We start from the raw sequence: 12,610 nt of genomic DNA, 5'->3' as shown, positions 1-12,610 counted from the left end.
GCTTGACCCGTTGACCTTACTGCGACAGAGCCCCACGATCCTCCTGTTTTGGGCCGCCCGGTGGCGGGAAAAGTCACTTAGGATCAGCGATTGGGCATGCGCTAATTGATGCAGGCTACCGGGTCCTGTGCACGCGGACCAGCGAACTGGTGCAGAAGCTTCAGGCAGCCCGCAAGGCTCTGCAATTACCTTCGGCACTCGCCAAACTCGATCGCTTCGATCTGATTATCCTGGACGATCTGTCCTACGTGAGAAAGGATCAGGCCGAAACCAGCGTGCTGTTCGAGTTGATCGCCGAGAGATACGAAAGAAAAAGTCTTCTCATAACGGCCAATCAACCGTTCTCGGGCTGGAATAACGTCTTCCCCGACCCCGGCATGACGGTGGCCGCCATCGACCGGCTCGTCCATCATTCGACGATCTTCGAGCTGAATGTCGAAAGCTATCGACGCCGCAAAGCCAGCGACAAACAGAACGCGCGTCGGCGACAATCACCCAACGACAACGATGAAGGAGCCGCGACAACCATGACTACCTAACCCCTGGCAATCACCTCGGCCGACCGGACAAGATGATTGTCGGTAAACCGGACTTCCTGCTTGACGCTGTCCAGTGCTGCCGTCGGCCGAAGAGGTGGCCCCGGAAATTTGGATGCCCGCGCATGGGCGTATGCGCCGAAACTACGATTAGACGTCAAGATGCAGAGCAAGGTGCAGGGGACGCCCGCGTCGTGCCACTGGGCAATCTGTTCGCGCCACGGTTCGGCCGACGAGATACAGCTCGCCGGCAAATGCGTGCCGGGAGGGTAAGCGGTTGGCGAAGTTCGAGCGCCCGACTCAGACGCCAGTGGTGCCTTTACCGCGAAAATCTACTGGCGCCTATACGCCCTATACGCCGAAAGACTTGTGGCGCCTAAACGCCGAAAAGTCCCTGGCGCCTTTATGCCGAAAGCGGTTTGGCTCCTTAACGGCGAAAGTTCACAACTCTCCGCTGTCACAGGCGAAGCTATTTTACGGCGGAGTGGAAAGGACGGCGATCGGCGGCACCCGACGGCGGATTCAACCGGTGGATGCAACAGTTTGCTGGAATCGTTCGGCTGGCGTTTCGTAGTTGAGGGTCTTCCTCGGACGCCCATTCAATCGCCTCTCCACGGCATTGAGTTTGGCCTGTGAATACACCCACAGGTCAGTGCTGTTGGGGAAGTACTGTCTTAACAGCCCGTTCGTACTGTCTTAACAGCCCGTTCGTATTTTCGTTCGAGCCGCGCTGCCAGGGATGCTAGGGGTCGCAGAAGTAGACCTGGATATCAGTGGCCACGGTGAAACGTTTGTGGTCGGCCATCTCTGTTCCCCGATCCCAGGTCAGCGATTTATAGAGTTCCTGCGGCTGGTCGCGTAATTGCGCCGCCCGGCCCGGTCGCTGTAGGCTTTTTCGACTGTTGCGTCATATCCGACCTACTGTTTCAGGTTCAGTCGGAACCAATACCCTGCCCGCCAATTCTGTGGCTGACGACGCGGCCTTGGGCGGGCATAGTTGGGCTGGGCGGATTCCGGTTGCGAACTCGTGAGACTGTTCCTGCCTGGTCGACGCAAATTCTCGAGCGCCTGATTTGCCAGCGAGAGCGCTTGATTAGAGTGGATGGCGGGACCCAACATATCCAACAAAACCAACAAAACCAATAAAACGCGCTTGACACCAGTTTTTGTCCAACCTGTAATGCATCCAACCAGCCAATGCGCTGTCCCATTCAGGATTTAGGATGAAATACGGGTCAAAATGTGTCTCTGCGCCGACGGTTCTTGATGCCGCTGATCGGATCAGGAACGGCTGTCTGACGCCGGGCGAGTTGATAGCACAGAGTCTGAAAGCGATAGAAACCCACAATCCCACATTGAACGCATTCGGCGACATCTACGCCGAAACGGCGGCGGCTGAGGCCGAAACGTTGACGCTCGAAGCCTCCCGCGGCTGTTTTAGAGGGCCACTGCATGGCATTCCGTTCGGCGTCAAGGACCTGTTTTCGACCGCTGGACTGCGGACGACGCGGGGTTCGCTGACCGCGCTCGACTATGTACCGTCGGATGATGCGCCGATTATCCGACGACTGAAGGATGCGGGGGCGATCATCGTCGGCAAGACCGCGACGACTGAGTTCGGTTGGAGCGGCGCGAGCCTGTCGCGCGTATTCGGCAACGGCCGCAATCCCTGGAACCCACAACTCACGAGCGGCGGCTCCAGTTCGGGTTCGGCGATCGCGGTCGCCGCACGGATGGTGCCCGCGTCGCTCGGTTCGGACGGCGGCGGTTCGGTAAGGATTCCCAGTGCGTTTTGTGGCACGTTCGCGCTCAAGGGCTCGCTCGGCCGGATTCCGACGTGGCCTTGGTCGGCGACCGAAATGCTCAGCCATGCCGGCCCGATCACACGGACGGTGCGCGACAGCGCGCTGCTGTTCGACGTGCTATCCGGTCCCGACCCACGCGATCACCAAGCGTTGCCGGCACCGACTGAAACGTTCCTCGCGCGTTGCGATTCGCCGCTGCGGCCGCTGCGCGTCGCGTTTTGTCCGACGCTGTTCAACGTTGACGTCGATCCGGCTGTTGCGGCAGCAGTTGAAGCGGCGGTCAATCAGATTGCGCGGACGCTGCCAGTCACGATTGATATGCCCGCGCTCGAATGGCATGACCCGTTGCCGACGTTCGAGGCCCTATGGGTCGGCGGCCGCGGAATCGTGTACGGCAAGTCGCTTGCCAATCGCAAGGAGGAGCTCGAACCGGGCTTCGCGACGCTAATCGAACGTTCTGCGGACTACGATCTGGCCGGCTATCTGACCGCGGTCCAGCAGCGCGCGGCGTTCGCTTGCAAAGTCCACAAGCTGTTCGAGCGCTTCGATCTGCTGCTGACGCCAACGCTGCCAATTCTTCCGTTCGACGCGGACCGGATTGCGCCATCTGACCTCGATGGCGTCGACGACACCGCGGTGCCGTGGGCGCGCTGGACACCGTTCACGTACCCATTCAATCTGTCCGGCAACCCAGCGGCGAGCGTGCCGTGCGGCTGGAGTCCGTCAGGTTTGCCAATCGGCTTGCAGGTCATCGGGCCGCGCTTCGCAGATGGCGACGTGCTGCAGTTCTGCGCGGCGTTCGAGGCAATTGCGCCGTGGGAACATCGGCTGCCGCCGTTGCTCGTCGGCTAGGAGCGCACCGTGACGATCTGCCATTTCGACGCACATCAAGTCGGTGCCTGGCCAGAACGGCGCGCGCTGATGGCACCGCCGAGACCTGTGCTCCAGCAACAGACGAAGTTGCAAGCGGCGCAACGTCTCGACGCGGACGAGGCCACGCCGACGCACCACCGCCTGTTGGCACAATCCGGGCGCTGCCACCGCGTGATCCGAACGCGCGGCAAACCTCGTTACACTGGTTGCTTCCCTGTCCGCCGGACTCATCTACCTATGCTGAATCAGCCTCGCCTCGAAGAAATCATGCGTTTTCTGAGCCAGCAGAAACGCGTGAAGGCCGCCGACCTCGCTACGCAGCTGGTCGTCTCCGAAGAAACGATTCGCCGCGACTTCAAATATCTCGAGGAACTCGGCAAGTTGCGTCGCGTTCACGGCGGCGCGATCCTGCCGCGGCTTAACGAGGAGCAACCGCTGCAGGTCCGCAACCGGATCAGGACACAGGCGAAAGCGAAGATTGCCGAATGCGCAAGCGGCCTCGTGCAGGAGGGAATGGCGCTGTTCCTCGACACCGGCACGACAACACTCGCACTCGCGCATCAGCTGACAAGCTTCAGCCAGTTGCGAGTCGTCACGAACTCGCTCGACATTGCGCAACTGCTGACGCAGCAGAGCGACAACCACGTGCTCGTCACACCAGGCGACGTCCGTCGCAACGACAACGCATTGATCGGCCCGCACACGCTCGAATTCGCCCGTCAGTTCCATTACGACATCGCCTTTATGGGCATTGGCGCGGTCGATCTGAAGCTCGGGCTGATGGATTACGAAGAATCCGAAGCCATGCTGCGCAGAACGCTTGTTGTGCATTGCGTGCGTAGCGTCGTGCTCGCCGACGATGGCAAGTTTGGCCATCGCACGTTCATCAACACACTACCGTTCGACGCGATCGCGACGCTCGTCACAAACCGCCCGCTGTCGGCCGACTACATAGACCGCCTGGAACAAGCTCATGTCGATATCGTCCATCCCTGAACTGGTTCAACCCAACGCCGATGAGTTGCGCGCGTTCGACGCGCTGTTCAGCGCAAGCTCCGCGATTGGCGCGACGCCGGCCGGCGGTCTGCATCGGCTCGCGGCGTCGGCCCAGGACGGACAGGTTCGTGATCTGTTCCGCATCTGGCTCGACGAGCACGGTTTCGATGTGCACATCGATGCAATCGGCAACGTCTTCGGGCTGGTGACTTTGACGCCGGGCGCGCCGTACGTGTTGTGCGGGTCGCATCTCGACAGCCAGCCGAGCGCCGGCCGCTTTGACGGTGTATACGGCGTGCTTGCCGGCGCGACCGCGATCGTCGGCATCGCGCAGAGGCTTCGCGCGAGTGGTCACCGTGCGCCATGCAATCTGGCGGTCGTTGACTGGACCAACGAAGAAGGCGCGCGTTTCCAGCCGAGCCTGACGGGTAGCAGCGTGTTCACCGGCGCGATGTCGCTCGACGACGCGTGGGCATGCGAGGACCGGCAAGGCGTCACGCTGAAGAGTGCGTTGGAGCAGATCGGCTATCTCGGCGATGCGATGCTCGATCTGCCTGTTGCCGCATATGTCGAGATGCACGTCGAGCAGGCGTCGAATCTCGAGCGCGAGGGGCTCGCAATTGGCGTGGTCCGCGAGACGTGGGCCGCATTGAAATGGCGAGTGCGCTTCGACGGCGAGCAGAATCACACCGGCCCTACACCGATGGCCGACCGGCGCGATGCATTGCTGGCGGCAGCGCACACGATCGCCGCGGTCCATGCGGAAGCCGTGCGGCACGGCGCGCAAATGCACAGTTCGGTTGGCCGCCTCGACGTATATCCGAATTCGCCGAACGTCGTGCCGTCGAGGACGATACTACACATTGAATTCCGTTCGCCGTCCACTGCACTGCTGGACGGCACTGCAACACGCTTCGAGGCGACGTTGCGGAATATCGCTGAACAGACCGGCACGCGCATCGAGATCGAAAGCCGCCAGCTTCGCGCCCCGCTGAAGCTGCATGATGGCTTGTCGCGACTTGCCCACGACGTCAGCCTCGAACTCGATCTGCCAGCGGGCGATAGCGTCACCGTCGCCGGCCATGATGCGATCAGCATGAGTCGCGTCACGCCGACGTGCCTGCTGTTCGTACCTAGCCGCGGGGGCGTCTCGCACAACGAAGCCGAGTACACCGCTGATGCCGATCTGCACAACGGCCTGCGTCTGTTGAGCGCGTTGCTGGAGCGCATCTGCACCGAATCGTCGAGCTACCTTTGAGGACGATGATGCTGACGGAATCGCCTGAATCCCTTCGATTGCTCGACGCGCTGCATGCAGTAGGGCTAGGCAACGACGCGCAGGTTGGGCACGGCACCGGAGCAGTCGCGTCGCCGACGCGGCTCGCGACCGAATGGGCCGGCTTCGTCGTCGCGGTGGGCGCTCAATCGTGGTATGCGAAAGTGCTGCACGACGATATGAAAGAATTGATCGACGTTGCGCGGACCGTCGACGCGAGCCGCTGTGCGGCACAAGCGGAAGCAACGGTCGCGCTGCGCACCGTTGATATGCAGCGCGGCGTGCTGCTGTTCGATCGATTGGAGGCCTCCGAATGGCGCTGGGCGCGCGTTGACGATCTGGCGTCACCCGAGCGTCTCGACGCGCTGTGGGCGGCGAAGCGGCAAGTGCATGACGGTCCAGCCCCCATGTTTGTCTCGTCTCCGATGGACGACATCGCCCGACTTCGGGCGCTGTGTCGACGTGATGCGGTGGAATTGCCGATCGACGGGTTGCGGACCGACGACTGCATAGATCGTGCATGGAATGCGTTGCAGGCATCGGACGTAGAGGTCGTGCCACTGCACGGTGACGGCCTTGCGAGCAACGTGATGGTTGGCCCGCAAGGCGAACTCAAGCTGATCGATTTCGATTACGGTGGCTGCGGCGACCCCTGGTACGACGTGGCTATCACGCTGAACGAGTTGTATCAGTTCGAGCCGCAATGGCGGGAGGGCATCGTGCGCTGGGCTGGCCGTTGCGACGAAGCCGACTACGCGCGTTGCCGTCTGTATGCGCTTGTCAACGACTGGTACTGGACACTGTGGGGATTGTGGCTAGGCACGACGTCACCGCGCCGTCTCGAATTCACGAAACTCGCTCAATGGACTTCGTTGCGCTGCCGACAAGGCATTCAGGACGCGCGCTTCGAAGGCTGGCTTCGTCTGCTGAAGGGATGATTCGATGAAAGCACTCGGTCAGGCTCAGACCCATCATGAACACGAGATTGAAGCGGCGATTCGTGAAATGCCTGCATGGAAAGGGTACGACATTCGCTACGCACCGGTAGGTGGCGGCATCTCGAACACGAACTGGCGCGTCGAAGTCGACGGCGCGCAGACTGCGTATTTTTTCAAAGTGCCGGGTCAGGGCACAGAGATGTTTATCGACCGCCGCACTGCACACGAAGCGAGCGTGAAGGCCGCGATAACCGGCTACGGCGCGCCGGTGTTCGCGTTCCTCGAGGACCTGGGCGTCGAGGTGTTCGAGTTCATGGAAGGCTGGCGCGCGTCGTCAAACCTCGACTTCCTCGAGCGTGAGGTCCGGCACAACGCATTGCGTGCACTGAAGGCGTTCAATGATCAGCCGGTGCTCGCTCAGACGAAAACCATGTTTGACATGATCGACGAACATCAGCAGCAGGTCGAAGCGTTGCACGCGGTTAAACCCCCGGATCACGACTGGCTGTGCCAGCAATACCGTCGTGCCCGTGCGGCGCTCGAAGCGTCGGGCCTGGATCTCGCGCCCTGCATGAACGACACCCTCGCCGGCAACTTCATGCTGAACGATGCGCGCGAGATTCGCCTGGTCGATTTCGAGTACGCGTCGAACAACGACCGCCATTACGAGCTCGCCCTGTGGTTCGGCGAGATGTTCTTCGCGCCTGGGATGGAACTCGCGCTGCTCGAAGACTATTTCGGTCGCGTGACGCCCCAGGTCGTCGCGCGTGTGCAGTTGAACAAGGCGCTCGCCGATCTGAAATGGTCGACGTGGGCGATGGTGCAGCGTGCGGTGTCGCGGCTCGATTTCGATTTCTATAAGTACGGGTTCTGGAAACAGATGCGGGCTCGCATCGTCTTTCAGGATCCGCAGTGGGAGACATGGCTGAGGCAGGCGTGAAGAAACTAGGCGCTTGAAAACAGCTCCGTGCATGAACTGGTTCTGCGCCGACGCTTGAGCTTGACGACCTATTGAGAACCCGATTTCATTTCAGGATGGGAAGGCATCATGGTTATTAAGGAATCCAGAGCGAAATTAAAAGCGATTGGCCGCGTCCGGGCGGATCTGACGCCACCTTCGGTCCGGCACGCCGAAGGCGGTGCCTATCGGCTGGGCGCGCGAGATGACAGCGCGTTCCATTCGTATCCTTCAACCCGCCGCTAGCGAGGAGCCGATCATGGCTGAATCGATCCAAAGCTCGATGCCGAATCCGAAGAAGATTGTATTCGGCATCTATTTCTTCCTGCTTCTTCTGATGGCGCTGTGTCCGCCGTTCTATCTAGGCGTCAGCGGCAGTAAGCAACTCGTGCTCGGCGTACCGCTGCCGATCTTCTACTGGATTGCGAACGCGGTCCTGGTCGGGCTCGGCGTATGGGCGCTGTACGTGGCCGAAGGCGTGTCCGGCGAACTCGCCAACGAAGGAGAACCGACATGACCCACTTCACGAATCCCGGCAACCCGGCCGTCACGTTCGGCATGATCGTTGTGTTTCTCGTCGCGATGATCGCGGTGCTGTATGCGACCAACCGCCGGAGCACAAGCTTCTCCGACTATGCCGTCGGCGGCCGCTCGTACGGCCCGTGGTTCGTCGCGATGAGCTACACGAACTCGTGGTGGCCCGGCTCGACGTTCACCGCGTTCTTCGCACTGTCGGTCGGCGGCGTGCTCGGATTCTACGGGATGGTCTACGCGACGCTCGGCGTGACCGCGATGTATCTGATGGCAAACCGGGCATGGTCGTGGGGCCGGCAGTTCAACCTGACGACGCAGCCGGACCTCCTCGGCATGCGCTACAACAGCCCGGTCGTCAAGCGAATCGCCTCGATCATCGGGATCATCTCGGTGTTTCCGTGGGTCGTGATGGGCATCCAGGCGCTCGCGACGTTATTCCAGTTCGCAACGTTCGGCCAGTGGACCGTGACGGCCTGCCTGACTGCTGGTGTTGTGATTGTACTGATCCGCCAGTACTGGACCGTCAGCATGGGGATGCGGGGGCTGATCATGACCGACATGTTCCAGGGGCTGATTGCGTACGTGCTGTGCGCGGTGCTGTGCATCCTGCTGCTGTTCGGCAACCACGCGTCATTCTCCAACCTGTCGCAACTGCCGGCGAAGATGCTGCTGATTCCCGGCGACGCGCGTACCGGTTACGGTCCTTGGTACATGTTCAGCCTGATCTTCACCGGTGTAATCGGCTCAATGTGCTGGCCGATGAGCTTCCAGCGCATCTATACGGCGAGCGGCGTAAGGGCCGTCAAGAAGGGCACGCTGCTGACGATGCTGCTGGTCGGCGGCTTCTATTGCATCCTGATGCTGTTCGCGGCTGCCGCGAGTCAGGACCCGAACGTAGCCGCACAGCCGCAGCACGGTTGGTTCGTCGCACTCGCCGATATCGGCGGCCCGTGGCTTCTCGCGGTGGCAATCGTGATTGTGCTTGCGGCGAGCATCGGCCATGTCGACGGTTGTGTGCAGGTCTGCGGCACGCAGTTCGCCAACGACCTCGCGACGTGGAATACGCCGCGCACCGATCGCCAGTTGATGGTGTTGTCCAAGGCGGGCATGGTCGTGTTCATCGTCGCAGCGGCGATCCTTGCATATCTGACTTTCGACTACAGCCGACTGCAGTTACTCGCGCAGATTTCATATCAAGGGATCATCCAGCTTGCGGTCCCGCTGTTCTTCGGCATCTTCACGCGGCGTGGCAACAAGCAGGGCGCGATTGCGGGAATGCTGGTGGGCATTGCAATCGCGATCGTGCTGACTTCCGTCTATCCGGACGACATCCGCGCGCTCGGTTCGCTGACCAGCGGGATTGTCGGGCTCGCAGCGAACTTCGTCGTGTTCGTCGTGTTTGCGTTAGCGATCAAACCGTCGACCGACGAGATCGCCCGGCTCGACCGGCTGTTCGCGAAGCCTGTGCGCGGCCGCGCACCTTCGACGGTCGCCGTACCGGTAACACATTAAGGAAAAGCGGCCGCGGCGGCCGGCATGGATCTCGCATTTTGATGCTGCCGCGGCATCGAGAATTTGACTCAACGGAGGCCGGATGACTTTAGCGATTTTCGATCTTGACGACACGATTATCAATGGTGATTGCGCGAATTTGTGGAGCAGCGAGATGGCACGCCTGGGATGGGTCGGCGACGCCGATGCATTTGTGAGGCAAAACGACGAGATGATGCGTGCCTACGGCGAAGGGTTGCTTACGATGGACGATTACATGAAAGCAACACTCGCACCGCTCGCCCGTCGCCGCGTCGTTGATGTGCGCCATCAGATCGATGCGTTTGTTGAACAGGTGATCGAGCCGAGGATTCGGGCCGACGCGCGGAATATGATCGACGCCCATCGCCAGCGTGGCGACACCCTGCTGGTTATCTCGGCGTCGAGCGCGCATCTGGTCGAGCCAATTGCGGCGCGAGTCAGTATCAAGCATGTTCTGGCGATTGATATCCAGACGGAGGACGGTGTCTATACGGGACGCACCTCCGGCGTACTGACGTACCGGGAAGGCAAGGTAATTCGGCTGCGCGCGTGGCTAAAGGCGCACGACGAAAGCCTGACCGGTGCCAGCTTCTATTCCGACTCGCGAAACGATTTACCTCTGCTGCGCGAGGTCGACAGGCCGCATGTGGTCAATCCGGACCGGGTGCTGGCAGCGCATGCGAAGGAGTGTGGGTGGCCTGTGCTGACATGGCACTAACGTGTGCGGCACTCTGGAGCAACGCGAGATGAGCTATACCGAAGCGATCGGCACACGCACCTACCGGTTCGACGATCTCAAAACATTGCTGGCGAAGGCGAGCCCGCTGCGCTCGGGCGATCAGCTCGCCGGCACCGCGGCGGCCAGTGAGGAAGAACGCGTCGCAGCCAAGATGGCACTCGCGCAGGTGCCGTTGCGCATCTTCCTCAACGAGGCATTGATTCCGTACGAAAGCGATGAAGTCACGCGCCTTGTCATAGACGATCACTCGCCCGAAGCTTTCGCCGAGATATCCCATCTGACGGTCGGCGATTTCCGCAACTGGCTACTCAGCAGCGAGACGGATGCCGATGCACTCACGCGTATCTCCGCCGGCCTCACACCGGAGATGGTCGCCGCGGTGTCGAAGCTGATGCGTAACCAGGACCTGATCGCGGCGGCGCGCAAGCGTCCGGTGATCACACGCTTTCGCAACACCGTGGGATTGTCTGGCCACATGTCAGTGCGCTTGCAACCGAATCATCCGACCGACGATGTCAAGGGCATCGCCGCCTCGATGCTCGACGGCCTGATGTACGGTTGCGGTGACGCGATGATCGGCATCAATCCGGCTACCGACAGCCTGGCCGCGATCACCACGCTGCTGCTGATGGTCGACGATTTCCGGCAACGCTATCAGGTGCCGACGCAATCATGCGTACTGACGCACGTCACCAACACGATTGCCGCAATCGGCAAGGGCGCGCCGGTCGATCTGGTGTTTCAGTCGATTGCCGGTACGGAAAAAGCGAATGCCGGCTTCGGCATTTCGCTTGCGTTGCTGCAGGAAGCCTATGAAGCGGCGCTCTCGCTCAATCGCGGCACAGTCGGCAACAACGTGATGTATTTCGAAACGGGGCAGGGCAGCGCGTTGTCGGCGAATTCGCATCATGGCGTCGACCAGCAGACCTGCGAAGTGCGCGCCTATGCGGTGGCACGAAAGTTCAATCCGTTTCTCGTCAATACGGTGGTCGGTTTCATCGGCCCGGAATACCTCTATGACGGCAAGCAGATCACGCGCGCGGGTCTCGAAGATCACTTCTGCGGCAAGCTGCTCGGCGTGCCGATGGGTTGCGACATTTGCTACACGAACCACGCGGAAGCCGATCAGGACGATATGGACAACCTGTTGACGCTGCTCGGCGTCGCGGGAATCAACTTCATCATGGGCGTCCCCGGCGCGGACGATGTGATGCTGAACTACCAGAGCACCTCATTCCACGATGCGCTTTATGTGCGCGACGTATTGGGCCTAAGGCGTGCGCCGGAATTCGAAGAGTGGCTGGAGTCGATGCAGGTCGCCGACGCGCTCGGCGTGTTGCTCAATGGCGCGATACGGCAACCTTTGCTGGAAGGTGCGCGCGAATGGATGGGGATCGCATGAGCAACGACTTCCTCGAAAAGAACCCCTGGAGCGCATTGCGTCAGTTCACCAATGCGCGTATCGCATTGGGTCGTGCCGGCAACAGCCTGCCGACCGGGCCGCTGCTCGCGTTCAATCTATCGCACGCGCAGGCACGCGATGCGGTGCATCATCCGCTCGACGCTGATTCGCTGCATGAGCACTTGCGCGCGAACGGCTTCACCACGCTCGATGTGCATAGTGCTGCGCCGGACCGTCAGCATTACTTGCGGCGTCCGGATCTGGGGAGACGCCTGTCGGCGGAGAGCCGCGAGGCGCTTGCGCAAGCCGCGATCGAAGCGCCGGAAGTGGTGTTCGTGATTGCCGATGGGCTATCGGCCTGTGCTGCTGCAAAGCAATCCATTCCGCTTTTGAGGGCCGTCTCTTTACGCCTTGCGGGTTGGAGAATCGGTCCGGTGGTGGTCGCTCGGCAAGCACGGGTGGCGCTTGGCGATGAGATCGGCGAAATTCTGCGGACCAGGCTCGTCGTGATGCTGATCGGCGAACGTCCCGGGCTGAGCTCGCCGGATAGCCTCGGCATCTACATGACGTACGCGCCTAAAGTAGGGTGCGCCGATGCGCAACGCAATTGCATTTCGAACGTGCGCCCCGAGGGATTGAGTCACGGCGCAGCCGCGCACAAGCTGCACTATCTGCTGACGCATGCGCGCCGCTTGGGCCTCACTGGCGTGGGACTTAAAGACGAGAGCGATGCATTGCTGGAAGAGGCGGCCAAAGACGCGTCCACGGCAATCGCAGCACCGGATGCCAACTAGCGAAGCGTCTTAGCGTAGAACGCAAAAATTTTATCAATCCGGAATCGCGGTGGCACTAGGATCTGACAGTGCGAATTGACGTTTTTATTTCGTTCGAACTGGAAATAAAATTGTCAATTCGCACAGTCAGATCGTGCTGGCACCGCAATTCCGGGTTGACAGAATTATTGCGTTCTACGGCTTCGTTGCGTGGCCGCTTTCCAGAACCTCGCTGTTTACTGACTAC

The 12,610-nt window shown here is 60.8% G+C and carries 10 protein-coding genes and 2 pseudogenes; 11 read left to right on the top strand and 1 reads right to left on the bottom strand.

The window, feature by feature from the left end; all coding sequences use genetic code 11:
* Nucleotides 1-47: 47 nt before the first annotated feature.
* A pseudogene (locus tag OKW43_RS32350) lies at nt 48-539 on the top strand (ATP-binding protein); the annotation flags it as partial.
* Nucleotides 540-1,058: 519 nt separating this feature from the next.
* Here OKW43_RS32350 and OKW43_RS32345 read toward each other — a convergent pair.
* Nucleotides 1,059-1,386, bottom strand: a pseudogene (locus OKW43_RS32345) (IS30 family transposase); the annotation flags it as partial.
* A 373-nt stretch (nt 1,387-1,759) separates the two neighbouring features.
* Here OKW43_RS32345 and OKW43_RS32340 point away from each other — a divergent pair.
* The 10 genes from OKW43_RS32340 (at nt 1,760) to eutC (ending at nt 12,384) form a co-directional block, all read left to right on the top strand.
* Nucleotides 1,760-3,193, top strand: a complete 1,434-nt coding sequence (locus tag OKW43_RS32340) for an amidase (RefSeq protein ID WP_429452199.1) — start codon at nt 1,760-1,762, stop codon at nt 3,191-3,193.
* A 258-nt stretch (nt 3,194-3,451) separates the two neighbouring features.
* Nucleotides 3,452-4,210, top strand: a complete 759-nt coding sequence (locus tag OKW43_RS32335) for a DeoR/GlpR family DNA-binding transcription regulator (RefSeq protein ID WP_429291300.1) — start codon at nt 3,452-3,454, stop codon at nt 4,208-4,210.
* Complete coding sequence (locus tag OKW43_RS32330; protein ID WP_429452197.1) at nt 4,188-5,468, top strand: Zn-dependent hydrolase; 1,281 nt, start codon at nt 4,188-4,190, stop codon at nt 5,466-5,468. The genes OKW43_RS32335 and OKW43_RS32330 overlap by 23 nt, the downstream gene beginning before the upstream one ends.
* 5 nt (nt 5,469-5,473) lie before the next feature.
* Nucleotides 5,474-6,424, top strand: coding sequence for a phosphotransferase (locus OKW43_RS32325; RefSeq protein ID WP_429452547.1), 951 nt, complete (start codon nt 5,474-5,476; stop codon nt 6,422-6,424).
* Nucleotides 6,425-6,428: 4 nt separating this feature from the next.
* Nucleotides 6,429-7,364, top strand: a complete 936-nt coding sequence (locus OKW43_RS32320) for a phosphotransferase (RefSeq protein WP_429452195.1) — start codon at nt 6,429-6,431, stop codon at nt 7,362-7,364.
* A 277-nt stretch (nt 7,365-7,641) separates the two neighbouring features.
* Nucleotides 7,642-7,899 carry a hypothetical protein gene (locus OKW43_RS32315; RefSeq protein WP_429452193.1) on the top strand — a complete coding sequence of 86 codons (258 nt, stop codon included), beginning with the start codon at nt 7,642-7,644 and terminating at the stop codon, nt 7,897-7,899.
* The gene (locus OKW43_RS32310; protein ID WP_429452191.1) at nt 7,896-9,428 is read left to right on the top strand and encodes a sodium:solute symporter family protein; all 1,533 of its coding nucleotides are present in this window, start codon (nt 7,896-7,898) and stop codon (nt 9,426-9,428) included. The genes OKW43_RS32315 and OKW43_RS32310 overlap by 4 nt, the downstream gene beginning before the upstream one ends.
* Before the next feature lie 82 nt (nt 9,429-9,510).
* Nucleotides 9,511-10,167 carry an HAD family hydrolase gene (locus OKW43_RS32305; RefSeq protein WP_429452189.1) on the top strand — a complete coding sequence of 219 codons (657 nt, stop codon included), beginning with the start codon at nt 9,511-9,513 and terminating at the stop codon, nt 10,165-10,167.
* A gap of 28 nt (nt 10,168-10,195) precedes the next feature.
* Nucleotides 10,196-11,590, top strand: coding sequence for an ethanolamine ammonia-lyase subunit EutB (locus tag OKW43_RS32300; protein WP_429452187.1), 1,395 nt, complete (start codon nt 10,196-10,198; stop codon nt 11,588-11,590).
* A complete protein-coding gene (gene eutC / locus OKW43_RS32295) occupies nt 11,587-12,384 on the top strand; it encodes an ethanolamine ammonia-lyase subunit EutC (RefSeq protein WP_429452185.1) in 798 nt (265 codons plus the stop codon). Before OKW43_RS32300 ends, eutC begins: the two co-directional genes overlap by 4 nt.
* Nucleotides 12,385-12,610: the final 226 nt, after the last annotated feature.

The sequence above is a fragment of the Paraburkholderia sp. WC7.3g genome (assembly GCF_050436345.1).
Classification (GTDB): domain Bacteria; phylum Pseudomonadota; class Gammaproteobacteria; order Burkholderiales; family Burkholderiaceae; genus Paraburkholderia; species Paraburkholderia podalyriae.
Note: the sequence above shows the minus strand (reverse complement) of the source record. Positions and strands in the feature narration are given on the sequence as shown.